The sequence below is a fragment of the Paenibacillus lentus genome, from assembly GCF_042714055.1.
Lineage (GTDB): Bacteria > Bacillota > Bacilli > Paenibacillales > Paenibacillaceae > Fontibacillus > Fontibacillus lentus_A.
Genome location: NZ_JBHGVC010000005.1, coordinates 412,431 through 428,924, shown reverse-complemented (window position 1 = coordinate 428,924; position 16,494 = coordinate 412,431). Strand labels below are relative to the sequence as shown.

Here is a 16,494-nt window from a genome sequence, read left to right as displayed (position 1 = left end):
CTCTTTCAACAAGCGCACCTCCATCAGGATAATTTTTTCAAAACAGTTCGTACGAGCCCATTTCCTTGCCTCAACGAGAGATTATAGCAGACGGGCAATGACTCGAGCTAGGGAAGAGTCGGATTTAATATGAAGCGGAAGTGCAATGACCTCGAACGATTTCACATTCAATAGCTGCTCCAGGTTAGTCAGATTCTCGGCAATGGGCATACCGTGGTTAAATAAATATTTGTGGATATCAAATGGATGCTTATCAGGCGAAGGCGTATCCATGCCGATCATTTTCACCTGCTTCCTGATCAACAGTTCCGCAAATTCTGGGGTCAATACAGGATAGTCCGTAAAATACTTCGCATCCCCAAAGTGCTTGCTATGGCCCGTGTACAAAAGCACGATTTGATGGGGTCTAATGAAGTGCTCATACTCTTCCTTATAATGAATGGTTGTTTGGGTAGATACGTCTAGCAGACACCCTTCTCCAATAAAAGTCTCCAGCGATAGTTCATTAAGATATATGTTCGAATCCGTTAAGTGCATAGGGCCATCAATGTGAGTCCCCGCATGCATGTTAATCGATAGCTGGTGATTGTTATAGTGATCCTTCTCGAAGCGCCTGGACTGGTGCAATACCGTCTCTTCATCGCCTGGAAATACAGGCATTCCATCTACAATAAGGTGGGAAAGATCAATGATCATTTGAAATCAACTCCAATTTTTTTGGAAAAACAATTCTGCCCATTTCAGCAAAGCCATTTTTCCGATATTATTCTGCTGCCGCTGCTCCCCGGTACAAAGAACGCCATCTTGTGGAATGTTTATTCAACAAGCTCAAACATTATCGCAGACTAGCTACTCGTTACGATAAACTAACATGTACAATTGCTGCCTTTTTATCACTGGCCGCTATTTTGTTATGGCTAAATTAGGTTTGAAGACACGCTCTAGCTCTAGTAGAGGTAGAAATCCGTGAACAAAGGGGAACGCTTCGTTTCTCCAGAACATGTCACACTCTGACCAGTCACTGCTGCTTCTTTAGTTCAACTTATATATAGTATAAACAGACGAACCTGACAACTACCTGTCAGGTTCGTCTGAAATAAATGGAGCGCCGCCTGGCACTTATTGCAGGGCGACCGTATCGCCTTCCTTCAAGCCTTCCAACACCTCGGTTTTATCCGTCGTCTCCAGGCCTGTCTTGATATCTCTGCGCTCGTATTGACCCGATCCTTTATCCAGCATGACATAGGCGGAGGTCTGATCGCGCATGACAGCTATCGACGGAAGAGCCAATACATTTTCCTTGCGGCTGGTCTCGATATCGCCGGTGAGCGATAGCCCGGCAATCAGATACTCGCTTGGCTCAAGAGAGATGATGACCTCGAATTGCGCCGCTTTATTCAAGCTGTCCTGGTCGGTTCCCGTCTTGGCAAATTTGGAGACATGCTTCACGGTTCCGGTCAGCGGCACATCCTTCATCGCGCTCATTGTCACCTTCACATTCATATCCGGCTTGATCCGGAATACATCCTGCTCCCCGACGAGGGCGGTAAATTGCAGCTTGTTCAGATCGACAATCTTGCCAATATATTGATTGTCGCTAAGCGCTTGCGGCTTCTTCGCTGCCGAATCGAACAGGAAAATGCCCGCAGCCGGAGCGCGGAATTCGGAATCCTGCAGCTTCAGCTTTTTCTGCTGCAGCTCCTGATGCTGAATCGATTTACGCACGTCCTCCAGCTCCTTCGTCAACCGCGCACTCTCCCGGTTGGCGAGCAATTTCTTGCGGCTCTCATCGGTTAGTTCGCCTCCTGTCGTCTCGGTGTCGAGCTCTGCGACAAAAGACTGCAGTTGGGTTTCCAGCTCGGCTTTGCGAAGCTCCGCTTCCTCACGTGTAATCTGGTTCTGCAGCTCGGTCTGATCCAGCCTGAACAGCACATCGTCTTTATTGACCTGCTGGCCGTCCTCGATCTTCCATTCCGTTACTTTGGAGCTGAACGGAGCATAGACTGGCGTCTCCTGCTCATACAGCGATTTTCCCTTGACCCGTATCGTGTGAACCAGTGTCTCTTTCGTTACCTGGAATGTGATGGCTTGGGACTCCATTCCCGGATCGGCGATCTGGGCAGGCTTCGACATGGAATACAGCACGTAGCTGATTCCGGCAAGAATGATGGCGATAATGATCCATTTTATTTTTTTCTTCACTTTCCCTGCTCTCCTTCTCTCATACCGCTTAGAATTGGCAGCTGCGAGGCCGTGTATGACTCTGTATGCAGCCCCGTTTCCCTCTGTTGCACCGTCTTGGCGGAGCATCTTAGGCCATGCGGAACGGATATCGAATCTCTAATCCCGCTTGATAGCGGTTAAAGCATCCGTCCGCGATGCGCTGACCGCCGGATAAATGCCCGATATAATGCCTGTCATGATCGCAAAGGCCAGCCCGACCGGAATGGCTGTATACGGAATAAAAATCGATATATCCGACTCCCCGCTATTCAATGACAAAATGAGCGCGTTGATTCCCCATACGATCCAGTAAGAAAACATAATGCCCAGCAGCCCTCCCAGGAAGCCGAGTAAGGCTGCTTCAACAATGAACATATTGCGGATCTGGGACAGATTGGCCCCCAGCACCTTCATAATGCCGATCTGCCGGCGGCGCTGATAGGTCGACATCGTCATGGCGACAATAATGGAGATCGAGGCGATGATCAAAATAAAGACGCCCGCACCGATCGCAATCGCCTTGAACACGGCGAATTGCTCCTCCAGCTGCTCCTTCTGCAGCAGATTCGACTGTGTCGATACGGTAAGCCGCTGCAGCTGCTCCTCGACCTGCTTTACGTTCTGCTCCGCGTCCACCTTCACCTTAACCTTGTTGTATGTAGTTGTGCTGCTTTGCACCGAGGAAGGAATCAGCTCTTTTCGCAGCTGCTCAGCCGTTTCGATTGAGATGTAAATCTTGCTGTCCTGGGCGATGGACATATCGCTGCGGCCCTTGGGCTTCTTCAGCACGCCAACGACCTGCAAGGGAGTGCTCGTTAGCTGTTTGCCATTTTCGTCATACTTCACGAGCTGAATTTGCGTCTGGTACATAGCTGTCGGTATGACCATCATATTGCGGTATTGCTCCTGGGAGCTTCGATCATATCCTGAACGTTCCATTGCTTCATACAGTTTGTTTCTAGTCTCCTCGTCCATCAAGCCCATCGTGGCGCCGTAACTGAGCACAACTGAATTGATATCAACGCTGTCGGCCTTGCCCTGCGCGAAGGTCTCGCCAAAGTCCTCAAGCCGGGTCAGATCCGTAGCGACCACTTCGACGAAGCCCTCCTTGCTGTCCGCTGTCGTCATTTCCAAATGATCGAATGTCTGATATGGCGCGACAGCCGTTACATGCTTCATATTGCGCATAACCTCGAGCTTCTGATCCGTCAGCAGCCCGCGGTTAATCGCCTCTTCGCTGACCTGGTCAGGGTTGCCCTGACCCGGCATGGCGCCGGAATTGGGCATGACCGTAATCTCATCCATCTTTAGAAAGCTGTTCAGCTCGGATTCGACGATCTGTTGTGTCGATTCGCCGATGCTCATCGCCAATATAATTGCGGCGCAGCCGATGGACAAGCCGGCTGCGCACAGCATGGTCACGACTTTGCGCCGCCGCACCTGATCCCAAGACAGCCTTGTCAGATCGCTGATTCTCAAGCTTGTACCTCCTCTGCTTCCGCTTGCGGATCTACAGCCGGCTGTGATGTCTGGAGCTGTCCATCCCGTAGCGTAATAATCTTCTGCGTTTGTTGCGCCACCTCTTGCTCATGCGTGACAATAATAAAGGTGGTGTTCATCGTCTGGTTGAGCCGCTTGAGGATTGCCAAAATTTCTTCCTCCGTCTTCGTATCCAGATTCCCGGTCGGCTCGTCGGCGAAGATGACCGAAGGCTCGGTAATCAGCGACCGGGCGATGCTGACCCGCTGCTGCTGTCCGCCCGACAGCTGGGACGGGAACAGTTCGGCCTTGTCCGGGATGCCGACCTGCTCGAGCAACTGCAGCGCTTTTTGCTTGCGGACGGAGGGGCGGGTAGATTGAAAGACAAGCGGCATCTCGATATTTTCACGCACCGTCAAGTTCGGCAGGAGCTCATAAGCTTGAAATATAAAACCGATATGCTCGCGGCGGAACTCGGCCAGCTTGTTCTCGTTCATCTTCACAATGTTATGATCGGCGATATAAATTTCGCCTTCGGTCGGCTTCATCAGCCCCGCCATCAGATTGAGCAGGGTCGACTTTCCTGAGCCCGAGCTGCCCAGCAGTGCAATCATCTCGCCCTTGCGGACGTGAAAATTGATGTTCTGCAGAACCAGCGTGGTCTCGCCGCCATTCTTGAAAGCATGGGACAAGCCCTCTACACGAAGCAAGTTCTCCACTCCTTTATATGAATCTCTCAAGCGTAAACGGCTGACGCCGCCCATGAACGGCACAACTACGTTTCGCGTAGAAATATAAGCCTTGTATAAGAGTGAAGCTTATAAATTCTTATATCTCAATAAATAGACGATACATCCGGCGTCAGCCCCTGCATGTTATACGATAAAAATTTCCGCAAGATGCCAATCCAGTTGCTCCACCGTCTATTTTACTAGAAAAAGGTATCCCGCTGATAGACAAATATCACTTTGCCCTATCAGTGAGGGCGTATCTTCATAAGCTTCTATCTCCTTTGCTTCCATGCCGCATTAAACTCCGCCACGGATGAATATCGGCGGTTCCGCTCCGGTTCAACAGCCTTCAAGGCCACCTCATACAGCTCTGGGCCAGCCTCCCATTTTGCCAATGAACGGTCGAGCTCTCTGCCGAGCAGCGCAAAAGCCGTGGCTCCCATATTAAACACATTGGTTATTCCATCGATTACGGCGCCTCTTTCAAACTCCTCCGGGGACATGAATCTGGAAGAGCCCCACATTCTACCCATGCGGTTGATAAAGGGCCTTTTCCGATACAGATCAATGTCGCATAATCGAGTAACTCCTAATTTAAAATCATACATAATGCTCCCATCATAAAAATCAATAGCAACATAACCTCGCTTCTCGACAGCAGCATGAAACGCAAAAATATCATCTAAAGAAGAGAGGCGCTGTTCTACGGAGAGCTGCCTATATTGGTAATACGGTGACGCAGGGTCTGTATACTTCGCAGGCGGCGGGAAAGACCAATGAGGATGAAGATTCTCCCCCTCGAACCATTCAAAAACCGCAGCATAACCATCCCTCGTTGAAAAATGCCTCACCAGCTTCACCAAACAAGGGTGCGTCAGATCTTCATACACCGTCATAGCCTGCTGCAGCTGCAGAATAGCTTCCCTAACGTCTCCCTGGTAGTTTATAGTTTCTGCTCCTGCATACTTCACAAAAATTTTCTGACCATCCTCTTGCTTGATTCCAAATGAAATATTACCGGAATCCTGCTGATCGAATACCGCAATTACCTCTCCCATGCTATCCAGCCATGCAAAGTCATGAAAGGTTTGCAATTCGAAAGCTCGGTTTTGGAGCTGAACGGTTACTGCCATGGCTTCCTCCTATAAATAAACGACCTGTTCCTAGATCAACACTTCTCATAGGGCCAGGCCGTTTGATGTCTAATTAACTGATTTAAGGTTCAAAAGTTAATACGATATACGGATCACTATCACTACTTCTAATCTTCCATGATTATACATCCAGCAGCAAAGCGTTGGAAGGTTACTAAATATGATTAATTAAAGTCTACCCATGCGCTACCAGCAGAAAATGAAAAACCCACCTTATTCTAGTGGGTTGTTGTTCTCATGTTGTTATAATGATTATAGGCGAAACTAAATAACCAGTCACCTATTGAATTCTAGTAACTGGTTGCTTAGTTAAGTTATTTTGCTCGCTCACTATTACTGAGGATCGACTGGAATTCCCTTTTCTTTGAGCCAACTGACTAAGTAAGAAAAGCTGTCTAAAGTTAACTTTATACTTTGTTTTTGATCATTCGATGCTACAATATCAATCTGAATTGTTTTATCATGTTCATTAAAGATTACTAAATGATTTGCCTCATGATTCTCAGATACTTCAGTCCAATTACACATGATACTACTGACAATATTTTTTACATTTATTTTTTTAAAGTCAGATGTAGAGGGGATATTCTCGGTCTGAACCATTTTTTCTATTCGCTCTTCCTCACGATCTACATTTGCCATTTCATTATTTATCATAAACACGTCCCCGGTTTCTTCATTTAATTGTTCTATTGCTTCTTCATCCCATTGTTCTATTGATTCTTCATCGCTTTCCTTGGCCGCTTCTTCCATGACATCTTCACCAACGTCCCCAACTTCTTCCTCTTCGGCTTGCATTAATGTGGCAGCTTCTTCTGACATGCTGCCAAGCTCGCTCCCTGATCCTAGCTCTAAGTCAGTATGCACGCCTTCAAACAAAGACATATATTCTTTTTCTTCCTTACCGTCGTCCTTATAGGCATCCTCAGCCTCTTCCTCATCCCTGAATTCTGCAAAGGCTCTAAGGATCGATCCAAATTGATCTGCAGATTGATCTGTAGATTCCTCTTTACCCGGCTCGTCTTCTAATGGCAGCTCCTCGGGCTGATCCAGCTCGTAGTATTTCCCTTCTATTAGATGATTTTGCTTCTGACCTAGGTCTGATTCTGAGTCCAGTTCTGAATTTGACGCCAAATCGTGCTCCAACTCGAGCCCTGAATCCAAATCTGGGCTTGCCTCAGTATTCGAAGGAGAATCGTTGTCCCATTTTTCATCACTCCATAGCTGACTTAACTGTTCAATCTCCAGTTGGCTCAGCACCGGCTCTTCTCCAAAACTCACCGTTGTCTCCTCGTGGTCCTTTGTTTCTACACGATCCTCTGTATCTTCATGATCCTCTGTTTCTTCACTGTCCGCCATTTTGTTCCGTTCGATCAGTGGTATAACGTTTTCGATAAGCGCATTAATACTATCCGAATCGAAAGGCTTGGTAACATAGTTGTTCGCCCCTGCCTCTATCGCCTTGGAGATCAGCTCTCTTTGACTCATCGCCGAGCATATAAGCACCACCGCATCGGCGTCTATTTTTCTAATTTCCTTCAGAGCCTGTATTCCGTCCATTTCAGGCATGGAAATATCCATCATAACAATGTCGGGTCTAAGCTCTTTAAATTTTTCAATGCCAATCAGCCCATTTTCCGCTTGACCTACTACCTCATATCCTGAATTAGTTAATATATCCGTCAGCATCATACGTAAAAATCTGGTATCGTCAACGATAAGAATACGAAGTGACATTGTAATTCCACCCTCACTTTTAGGTTCTTGTTGCAGCTTTTATGGCGTTCCCCCCCAGCTTGCCGTCGGGTTGCTCTTCTTAACAGGTTGAGGGAAATTGGCCTTTGGAAGACGATCCTCGATAGCTTCAAATTGAGGTGCATAAAAGATAGATAGACTTACTTGATAATACCTGTTATCAACTGAAAATGAGATTGAATCTATATTAATGACCCGCTCCAAGCCCTCGATCCCCAGAATAAATTGACGCAAGTGATCGTACGTTAGCGATTCCAGATTCATGTTTAATGTAACTTTATATACTTCAAGTGCGCCCACACCCCCTTCTTGGACTTCATCCGTGTTAGTTGCAGCAATCTCAGTACCTGTCGTATTTATTAACTCGTCCATTGTAACTTGTGAATAGTTAACACTTATATTTTCAACTGCATTCTGCGTTTCTTGTACTATCGATCTTATATCCACAATAAGTTTATCGACAAAAGGTTCAAGCGGTACCTCAGTCTGCAATTTCAAGGCCTCTTCCTTATCCAGCTTCGGTTGTTCCGCAATCTTTTCCCTCACAGTCTCCAGTATCTTGGTATCCGCCACAATTTTCTCGGATAAAGTCTCCACTTCCTTCTTGAGAGGGTTGGCAAAATTAAAATATAACAATAACAGGGTAGATATAACTAGAATAGCCACGGCTATTAGAATAGTAACTCTCACTTGTTTTGCGTTCAATCTACACCATCCCCTTCCCAAAGCAAGAAGGCTTTCTTATCTAGCTCAACATTGTAATTTGCGCGATAAAACGATACACCATTTCCTTCCACCCTATTTACTAAGTTAATCTCTACATCTTTGACCCAATCCGCGTAAGTCAATTCATGCAAGTAATAAGCTACATCGTTTAAGTTGTTAAATTGGACTGTTAAAATTATCTCGCCTGTATCCATATATTCATATTTATAGAAATGCCCGCTAGTTGGCAATACAGCTGCCATATCATCAAGAATAGCCACGGTTCGCAAAGGCAACTGCCTGACAGTTTCCACGATCGATTTATAATGTAATACATTTGATTTAGAAGATGCTTCTTGCAATTGTATCGTGGCGATTTCGATCTCCTTCGCTATTGTTGCAATTTCGGCTTCCTTCATACTTTTCTGCCTTGCAAGGGATTGATAGTGAAAAGACAGCAATGTTCCGCCAATAACCCCCACCGCCAAAATAATCGTCAGCACAATGACAAATAAAACGCTTCTTCTTTCCTTTTGCGGGAGTAGATTGATCTCACTTAACATTAGGTCCCCCCCTTTAACGCCAAGCCAAGTGTTAGAAAATATTTAGGGGTTATTAGTTCACCGGACTGGGCTTCAAACCATTCTTCAGAGAAAGTGATCGGCGTCTTTCCGAAAATTTGCTGCAAATCCTCAGTGATATTCTCAAGATACGGATAATCTCCTGTCAAAATGATACTTTCGAGTTCTTCGTCACTTCGGCTGATCGAGGAATAATAAAAGTTGATCACTCGCTGGATTTCCTCCATGATTACTTTAGCTTCGTATTTCAAATACGCTTCATCGCCATTCCAAACGGTTGTCGAGGCCCCCATTCTATCGACTGTAGTCTCCCAACTGTCTGGAGACAGGCCCAACTTCAGCTGACGAACTAACATTAATTTATGATTGTTAAATATGCTTATCGTAACGGTATGTAGATCATATTGAATAGACAAGGTCGATGCGCTGCCCGTAGGCTGCGATCTTGATTTCTTACTCATTTGATGAAATAAACGATAGATAGCTAAAGACGAAATGTCCGCTGCGACAGGCTTAAGCCCTGCACTCTCTATAAGTTCCGCATATTGCGTAACAATATGTTCAGGCGCTGCAAACAATAATATTTCCTTCTTATCCTCCCGCGCTTCGAGAAAATCAAAATCAAAGAGAGGATCCTCAAATGGCAGGTGAATGTTGGAGCCAAGCTCAAGATATAAGTGTCCTTTAATTTCCTCGTCTTTCACATCAAGCGGAATATCAATTTTTCGAACCATCACGAATGGATCCGGAACAAGAAATTGAACTTCCCTATCCCTGATCTTCCATCTTCGAACACAGTCTTTAAGAATCGAACGAAGCCGATCTGGATCAACAATTTTTCCTTCACGTATAATGTTAGGGGGTAAAATATATTCGCCGATTTCCGCCACTCCGTATAAATTTGGCTTTTTGGCATCTATATAGCGAATCGCATAATCTTTAATGACCAGGTTAATCATTTTTCTCTTGTTTTGTGTACGCTTGCGGCTTGCATTCATATTTTCGCCTCCACTAGATCCTAAAGAACTGGAAGTACCAATCAATCAACGCCTCACCCCAAAAATAAGCAGTTATTGTTCCTAAGCCAATGGCAGGCCCAAAGGGCATCGGTTTTCCCCTCCGAACCTTTCCAAATATCATTCCAACGCCACCGATGATCGTTCCATAAACTGTTGAGAAAAAAAAGGCTATTAAAACGCCCTTCCATCCCAAGATGAGACCGAGAACCGCAAATAGTTTAATATCTCCTCCACCCATGCCGCCTCTACTGATCAGAGCAATCAAGAACAGTAAGGTAAAACCGACTAAGGCTCCCACGAACAGATCCCACCAAGGATCCAAGGGAAATACTAAACGCAGCGGGAGAAGCACAAGCGTAAACGCGATCAGGATTTTATCTGGAATCAGCATGTAGTGAATATCCGTAATACAAATAATGATCAATAAAGAAATCAGCGTCCAAGCAATGATCAATTCATTTGACCATCCCAGCAGCCAAGGCGCTATTAAAAACAAGAACGAAGTCGTGATTTCAAAGACAGGATATAGGGGAGAAATGCTTGTCCCGCAATTGCGGCATTTACCGCGTAGCCACAAGTAAGAGAAAAAGGGAACCAGTTCTCCAGGGCCCAAGATCCGCTGACACTGGGTACAATGAGAACGCGGTGTTATAATCGATTCGCCCTTAGGAACCCGCAGACCAACCACGTTATAAAAGGAGCCCAGGCATAGGCCGACAATGGATACATAAATATAATAAAATGCGGACATCGTACATCCCCTTGTTAGAATAACACTCCCCCGCTAGGGGGGAGTGCTTAATTACGGACACTGCTTCGCTTTATATTGTATTCAGCCACATAGTGAGAGACGTTAGTTCCATCATTGTCGTCAGCAGCTCGTACTCCTCTGGTGCCGTTATCGGTGAAGACACTAAATGAGTGACTATTACCAATGGCCTCGACTCGTATGTATGTACCTGGTGTGGATGGTACGTCAGATCCGCCTGTAAGCCTAAAATTCCCTGATCCTGCATCTTGAGTAGTATAAGCTCCACCGTCCGGATCTCTCACTTCATCTAGATAACCTTCGTCAATCAGCCATTGCAGAGAAATGTAAACCACATGACCGCTGCTTGGCGGCCTCACTTCGCGATGGGCGATCACAGCCAGCTTAGCCGAATCGACCATCTGGATGGCATTCGCAACATGGGCGTCTTTCTTCGAGTTATCAATCAGTCCGCCGATCGCCGGAATTGCAATTAAAGCGATAATGCTAAGAATAACAACGACAGCTAATAGCTCGATTAGCGTTAAGCCTTTTTGATTTTTCAATCGGCGTTTAACTATTCTCTCACTGAAGATCTTGCAACATCTGCTTCTGCTACTGCGCCGCCAGCCTCCGTTTTTACAGCCCGTTTAGCATTTTGAAGTATTACTGAGTATTCGAATTGTGTAGTGCTGCCAGTAACAAATTTTACATAAACCTTAGATTCAGTTTCGTTATAGGTATCCGTTTTATTAGTATCCGGGTCTCTAACTGGCTCTAGATAACCTTCATCAACCAAATCTTTCAAGGTTATTTCGACTGCTACATCTGGTTTTTCAACATCTGGTCTTTTAGTATCGTCTCCAACTACCATTAATTTCGCCGAATTAATCATTTGTACCGCATTGGCCACGTGCGCATCCTTCTTGCTGTTGTCAATCAGTCCGCCGATCGCCGGAATCGCAATGGCTGCGATAATCCCGAGAATGACGACGACCGCCAATAACTCAATCAGCGTTAAACCTTTCTCATTTTTTACTGTTCTTACTGCCCTTTGTAACATGTAAACCCTCCTCAAAATTTGTATTAATTGCAAAATATATTATAATGTTGCCATTATAACCATGTTCACAACTCACTTCACGTGATTGAAAATATCAAACATCGGAACAATGATCGATATCACAATGCCCCCGACAATCCCGGCTAGAAAGACAATCATAAGCGGCTCAATCAAGCCCTTTAGCGCATCGGCCGTTGACTCGACTTCCTTTTCGTAGAAATCCGATATTTTCTCCAGCATGAAATCCAGAGAGCCTGATTGTTCGCCGATCGCGATCATCTGGGTCACGAGGGGGGGAATAATCCAATGCTTCTTCATAGGCTCCGATAATGCGTTCCCCCCCTCCAATGAGGTTCTCGATTCCTTCAGTACACCGACCATCACTTCGTTCATAACGACTTTTTCTACGATGACTAGCGCATCCAGAATCGGTACAGAGCTCTTAAAGAGTGAGCTTAATGTGCGCGTCATCCGGGCAATCATGGATTTTTGTACCAATTTACCGAATATTGGCGTCTTAAGAATGGCGTAGTCCATGTAATATTTACTTTTAGGATCCTTTAAAACAAGCGTGATTCCGACAATAATACCTATAATCAACAGTGGAATCAGCCACCAGAATGACTTAATCCAATGACTTATCGCCAAAACGAACTTCGTAATTGCAGGAAGCTCCGCATTGAATTGGGCAAACATCTCAGCAAACATAGGAACAACGTTAGTCAGCAAGTAAATCACCACGATGACCGCCACAATCATAATGACAATCGGATAGGTCAGTGCCGATTTCACTTTTTGCATCGAATAGTGCATTTTCTCAAAATAGGTAGCTAATCGATCCAATGTGTCATCGAGATTTCCCGATGCTTCGCCAGCCTGAACCAGATTGATAAACATTGGAGGAAAGATTTTCTCATGTTTGACCGCCGCTTCGGATAGGGGTTGACCTGAACGCAAATCCACCTCCACATTTTTCAAAGCCCTGGACAATGCCTTACTCTCCGTTTGTTCTGCCAATATTCTCGTAGCTTCCGCCACCGACACACCGGCAACGATCAGCGTAGAGAATTGTCTAAGATAGAGAACGAAATCCTGCGTTTTGACGGGATTCCCGATCGTTATTTCCTTCGTGAGCAAATCCTCTTTCAGCTCTATAATCTCTGTAACGGCTATCCCTTTTCCGCGCAGCTCAACTACGGCATCCTTCCTCGTAGTACTCGAGATTTTACCCTTACGGGATTTTCCGAACCGGTCACGACCTGTGTATTTGAACTGTGCCATTACTTCATCTCCCTAAAGTATGGTTCGGCTGATTCTCTGGTAATAATCCGATTCTCTATTAATTCGGTCATCGACATATCCAGCGTGTGCATTCCGTGAGATTTACCCGTCTGCATAAAGTTGGTAATTTGGTGAACCTTATGATCGCGAATCAGATTGGCTATCGCATGGGTGTTAATCAGCAGCTCCGTGGCGACTCGCCTTCCTTTATGGTCAATGGTAGGAAATAACCGCTGGGACAGAATAGCTAGTAGGACAGACGCGAGTTGAACCCTTATTTGCGGTTGCTGGCTAGCTGGAAACACATCCAGAATACGATCGATCGTTGCAGGAGCGTTAGGGGTGTGCAGCGTCCCTAATACCAGATGGCCCGTCTCTGCCGCTGTAACCGCAATCGATATCGTTTCTAGATCCCGCAGCTCCCCTACAAGAATGACATCGGGATCTTGCCGCAATGCGGCTCTGAGTCCATTGCCAAAGCTTTGTGAATCATAGCCGATTTCTCGTTGATTAATGACCGAGTAATGATGTGTGTGTAAATATTCAATGGGGTCTTCGAGTGTCACAATGTGTTTGCGCATATGCTTGTTCATATAATCGATCAAAGAAGCTAACGTTGTTGACTTGCCGCTCCCGGTAGGTCCTGTCACAAGTATGAGCCCTTGCGCTTTTGTGGCGAGCTGCCGCATGACTTGTGGAATATGCAAGTTGTCCAGTTCTGGAATTTCGGATGGAATAAGTCGAAGTGCAATGCCTATATTTGCACGTTGATAGTACACATTTACACGAAAGCGTGTTAAACCCTTAATGCCAAAAGAAAAATCCAACTCCCTTTTTTCCTGCAAGATGTCCCATTGTTCCTTGGACATAATGCTTTTCGCCATTTTCACGGTATCCTCTGAAGAGAGATTCTCAGATTCATCCTGCTTCAATTCTCCATTGATCCTCAACGTGGGCGGCACGCCCACCGTGAGATGCAAGTCAGAGGCTTTAAGCTCATGAGCCATTCGCAGCAGTCGTTCCAGCCGTTCCATTCAACCACACCTTTATTCACTTATTGCTACCCGCAGTACTTCTTCCGTCGTTGTAAATCCTTCTTTTACTTTAAGAAGGCCATCATCAATCAAGAATATCGTTTCTTTCTTTATCGCAATTTCCCGAATCTCTTCGATAGAGCGATTGTTCATGATCATACGCCTGATTTCGTCATCAATCACCAAAATCTCATGAAGTGCAATTCTTCCCTTATATCCTGTCAAATTGCATGTTCCGCAGCCTTTTCCACGAGTTACAGTATCAATTTGTAGACCACGCCTCTCAAAAATTTCCCGTTCTCGCTCCGTCGGCATGTGAGTCGTCTTGCAATCCTGGCAAATTCGCCGTACTAGCCGCTGCGATACGATCCCCGTGATCGATGCAGCCACGAGAAAGGGCTCAATTCCCATATCGATTAATCTGGTAATGGTACTAATAGCATCATTCGTATGAATCGTGCTTAAGACCAGATGTCCGGTTAACGATGCGCGAACAGCGATTTCTGCGGTCTCCGTATCACGAATTTCGCCGACCATCACAATATTAGGATCTTGACGCAGAATAGCTCGCAGCCCTTTGGCAAAGGTCATGCCTACGCTTGTGTTAACTTGAACCTGATTAATTCCCTCCAGCCTATACTCAACTGGATCCTCAACCGTAATGATGTTGACATCCGGCGTGTTCAAGCGATTTAAAGCAGAGTATAATGTGGAGGATTTCCCCGAGCCTGTTGGACCCGTAATCAGCACAATGCCTGTAGGCTTGTCGATCATCTCAATAAATCTCTCATAATTTAAAGGGTGGAAATTCATTCTTTTCAAATCCATGTTGGCACTATCTAAATCAAGCAGCCGCATCACGACCTTCTCGCCATAGACGGTAGGAAGGGTAGATACTCTAAGATCGACTGCGTACGCTTCCAAATTCAATTTAATTCTGCCATCTTGAGGAATCCGAAACTCGGTAATATTGAGGTTGGCTAAAATTTTTATTCTGGCGACAATCATGTTTAGCATATGCCGTGGAAACTTTCTTTCCGTTCTTAATATGCCATCGACTCTATAACGAACTACTACCTCTTTCTCCTGCGGATCGATGTGAATATCGCTCGCCCTTTGCTGGTAGGCTTGAATAAAAAATTGATTGACCAGCTTGACAACCGGCGAATGTTCATCGGTAACATTGTCTTCTTCTCGAGGCTGACGCTTCAGTTCAACACCAAGCAGTTCCTCCATATCATCCGACAAGCCATAATATTTATTGATCGACTTCTGAATATCTTCCTTGGTTGCGATGGACACTTCGATTTCAAACCCCGTAGACAGTCTTAAATCATCAATAGCATAGAAATCCAGGGGGTCTGCCATTGCAATATATAATTTCTCCCCTTCCTTTTTTAAAGGAATTAGCTTGTTTCGTTCAGCCATTTCTTTAGGTACAATATGGATCAGCTTCGTATCGATCGGATACTTGAAGAGGCTTATATACGGAATGCCTAGTTGAAACTCTAGTACCTCCATGATTCTTTGTTCGCTAATGATCCCTAACTCAACGAGCTTTTCTCCAATCTTTTGATTAGGTTTTTTTTCCTTAAGGGCGATTTGTAATTGTTCATTCGTTATCAGGCCGGAGCCAAGTAACAATTCTCCAATTCTTTGACGTGTACGCGGTTTTTTCATCGTTCATCACCCTATGTTCATGATAGTCATACAGCCAACTTAACCTGTCCCGTCAAGCGCTTCCTTATAGGTAAATTCAATGGCTCTATAAGGCTCGGAACCGACGCTAGTTATCGCTCCCGATTCCAATAATTCCATATTTAATAACGAGAGCTTCGTTTCCACATGGAAGGTCTGATTCCCCGTTCGGCTCTCTATGGTGTAACTCAGAAGACTGCTGTTGCTAGAATCAATTTTAAATTCCAAATCATAGGTCACTGAATCCTTTTGATTGGCAGCAACGATACTCGAGGTTTCATGAGTTCCCCCTGCATACTGCATTTGATCGATACTTGTCCCATCCGAACTCAAGCATATATAACTGTATCCTTCCATGAGATCTGCCGAAGATGGACAGGAATCCAATAGTTTCACCTCATTCGCATAACGCAGTTCACTAGTGATCGTATGAGAGATCAATCGTACATTATCCTGAAGCTCGCTGCGCTGGGTCGTCCGATGAAATGAATTCATTCCAAAATTGTAGGCAGACACTGCCAAAGAAAGAATAAGAGATAACAGAACAAGCGCGGCTAATAATTCTATTAAGGTGATACCTTTTTGATCAAGCCTCCACTTCCGCATGGCCCCTCCCGATCTACAGTGATATTCATTTATCACGACAGCAAAATAAACATGAACCTGATCATTCAATATGTAACTTATGGACTTGAAGCATTAGTAGGAATAAATACGGTCATTGAGCTATTCGATGTCCCAGCAATCTGCTCTTCCACCATTTGCCCATGGATTATGATGCTGTCACCACCACCGATCTTGGGAATGACTATCGTTGCACTTGTTCCTGCTTGAGCCCCCTCGATATTTTGCCGGGTTTCGTGCAGCCCTTCACTTCTGTCACCAAATTTCATGACAGCCTGGAATCCGTTCGTGAAAAAACCGATGAAAACAGTAGCCAAAATCATGAGCAAGACCATGGAAGCCAACACTTCAATTAGCGTAAACCCTTGCTCCCGCCTAACAGTTCTCACTTCTTTCACC

Annotated in this window: 16 protein-coding genes and 2 pseudogenes; 1 reads left to right on the top strand and 17 read right to left on the bottom strand. The window is 45.3% G+C overall.

Annotated elements, in window-relative coordinates; translation table 11 throughout:
- Window positions 1–81 precede the first annotated feature (81 nt).
- A complete protein-coding gene (locus ACE3MQ_RS14550) occupies window positions 82–696 on the bottom strand; it encodes a cyclase family protein (RefSeq protein ID WP_379393781.1) in 615 nt (204 codons plus the stop codon).
- A gap of 92 nt (window positions 697–788) precedes the next feature.
- On the opposite strand from ACE3MQ_RS14550, the pseudogene ACE3MQ_RS14545 reads away from it, so the two are divergent.
- Window positions 789–926 (top strand): annotated as a pseudogene (locus ACE3MQ_RS14545) (IS5/IS1182 family transposase); the annotation flags it as partial.
- Window positions 927–1,119: 193 nt separating this feature from the next.
- Here ACE3MQ_RS14545 and ACE3MQ_RS14540 read toward each other — a convergent pair.
- From ACE3MQ_RS14540 to ACE3MQ_RS14465, 16 genes and pseudogenes are all read right to left on the bottom strand, one after another.
- Window positions 1,120–2,202: an efflux RND transporter periplasmic adaptor subunit gene (locus tag ACE3MQ_RS14540; RefSeq protein WP_379393779.1), complete on the bottom strand. Its 1,083-nt coding sequence runs from the start codon at window positions 2,200–2,202 to the stop codon at window positions 1,120–1,122.
- Window positions 2,203–2,340: 138 nt separating this feature from the next.
- The gene (locus ACE3MQ_RS14535) at window positions 2,341–3,702 is read right to left on the bottom strand and encodes an ABC transporter permease (protein ID WP_379393777.1); all 1,362 of its coding nucleotides are present in this window, start codon (window positions 3,700–3,702) and stop codon (window positions 2,341–2,343) included.
- The gene (locus tag ACE3MQ_RS14530; RefSeq protein WP_379393775.1) at window positions 3,699–4,412 is read right to left on the bottom strand and encodes an ABC transporter ATP-binding protein; all 714 of its coding nucleotides are present in this window, start codon (window positions 4,410–4,412) and stop codon (window positions 3,699–3,701) included. The genes ACE3MQ_RS14535 and ACE3MQ_RS14530 overlap by 4 nt, the downstream gene beginning before the upstream one ends.
- Window positions 4,413–4,705: 293 nt before the next feature.
- The gene (locus ACE3MQ_RS14525; RefSeq protein WP_379393773.1) at window positions 4,706–5,566 is read right to left on the bottom strand and encodes a serine/threonine-protein kinase; all 861 of its coding nucleotides are present in this window, start codon (window positions 5,564–5,566) and stop codon (window positions 4,706–4,708) included.
- A gap of 1,401 nt (window positions 5,567–6,967) precedes the next feature.
- A pseudogene (locus tag ACE3MQ_RS14520) lies at window positions 6,968–7,324 on the bottom strand (response regulator); the annotation flags it as partial.
- Window positions 7,325–7,363: 39 nt separating this feature from the next.
- The gene (locus ACE3MQ_RS14515) at window positions 7,364–8,047 is read right to left on the bottom strand and encodes a hypothetical protein (protein ID WP_379393771.1); all 684 of its coding nucleotides are present in this window, start codon (window positions 8,045–8,047) and stop codon (window positions 7,364–7,366) included.
- Window positions 8,044–8,610: a PilN domain-containing protein gene (locus tag ACE3MQ_RS14510; protein WP_379393769.1), complete on the bottom strand. Its 567-nt coding sequence runs from the start codon at window positions 8,608–8,610 to the stop codon at window positions 8,044–8,046. The genes ACE3MQ_RS14515 and ACE3MQ_RS14510 overlap by 4 nt, the downstream gene beginning before the upstream one ends.
- Complete coding sequence (gene pilM, locus ACE3MQ_RS14505) at window positions 8,610–9,626, bottom strand: type IV pilus biogenesis protein PilM (protein ID WP_379393767.1); 1,017 nt, start codon at window positions 9,624–9,626, stop codon at window positions 8,610–8,612. Before pilM ends, ACE3MQ_RS14510 begins: the two co-directional genes overlap by 1 nt.
- Before the next feature lie 13 nt (window positions 9,627–9,639).
- Window positions 9,640–10,398 carry a prepilin peptidase gene (locus tag ACE3MQ_RS14500; protein ID WP_379393765.1) on the bottom strand — a complete coding sequence of 253 codons (759 nt, stop codon included), beginning with the start codon at window positions 10,396–10,398 and terminating at the stop codon, window positions 9,640–9,642.
- Window positions 10,399–10,445: 47 nt separating this feature from the next.
- The gene (locus tag ACE3MQ_RS14495) at window positions 10,446–10,961 is read right to left on the bottom strand and encodes a prepilin-type N-terminal cleavage/methylation domain-containing protein (protein ID WP_379393763.1); all 516 of its coding nucleotides are present in this window, start codon (window positions 10,959–10,961) and stop codon (window positions 10,446–10,448) included.
- A gap of 11 nt (window positions 10,962–10,972) precedes the next feature.
- Window positions 10,973–11,458, bottom strand: coding sequence for a prepilin-type N-terminal cleavage/methylation domain-containing protein (locus ACE3MQ_RS14490; protein WP_379393761.1), 486 nt, complete (start codon window positions 11,456–11,458; stop codon window positions 10,973–10,975).
- A gap of 72 nt (window positions 11,459–11,530) precedes the next feature.
- Window positions 11,531–12,739, bottom strand: coding sequence for a type II secretion system F family protein (locus tag ACE3MQ_RS14485; protein ID WP_379393759.1), 1,209 nt, complete (start codon window positions 12,737–12,739; stop codon window positions 11,531–11,533).
- Window positions 12,739–13,773, bottom strand: a complete 1,035-nt coding sequence (locus ACE3MQ_RS14480) for a type IV pilus twitching motility protein PilT (protein WP_379393757.1) — start codon at window positions 13,771–13,773, stop codon at window positions 12,739–12,741. The genes ACE3MQ_RS14485 and ACE3MQ_RS14480 overlap by 1 nt, the downstream gene beginning before the upstream one ends.
- A 12-nt stretch (window positions 13,774–13,785) precedes the next feature.
- Window positions 13,786–15,453, bottom strand: a complete 1,668-nt coding sequence (locus tag ACE3MQ_RS14475; RefSeq protein WP_379393755.1) for a GspE/PulE family protein — start codon at window positions 15,451–15,453, stop codon at window positions 13,786–13,788.
- A gap of 39 nt (window positions 15,454–15,492) precedes the next feature.
- Entirely contained in the window at window positions 15,493–16,077 is a 585-nt protein-coding gene (locus tag ACE3MQ_RS14470) for a prepilin-type N-terminal cleavage/methylation domain-containing protein (protein WP_379393753.1), read from the bottom strand.
- Between the two features lie 77 nt (window positions 16,078–16,154).
- Window positions 16,155–16,493: a type IV pilus modification PilV family protein gene (locus ACE3MQ_RS14465; protein WP_379393751.1), complete on the bottom strand. Its 339-nt coding sequence runs from the start codon at window positions 16,491–16,493 to the stop codon at window positions 16,155–16,157.
- Window position 16,494: the final 1 nt, after the last annotated feature.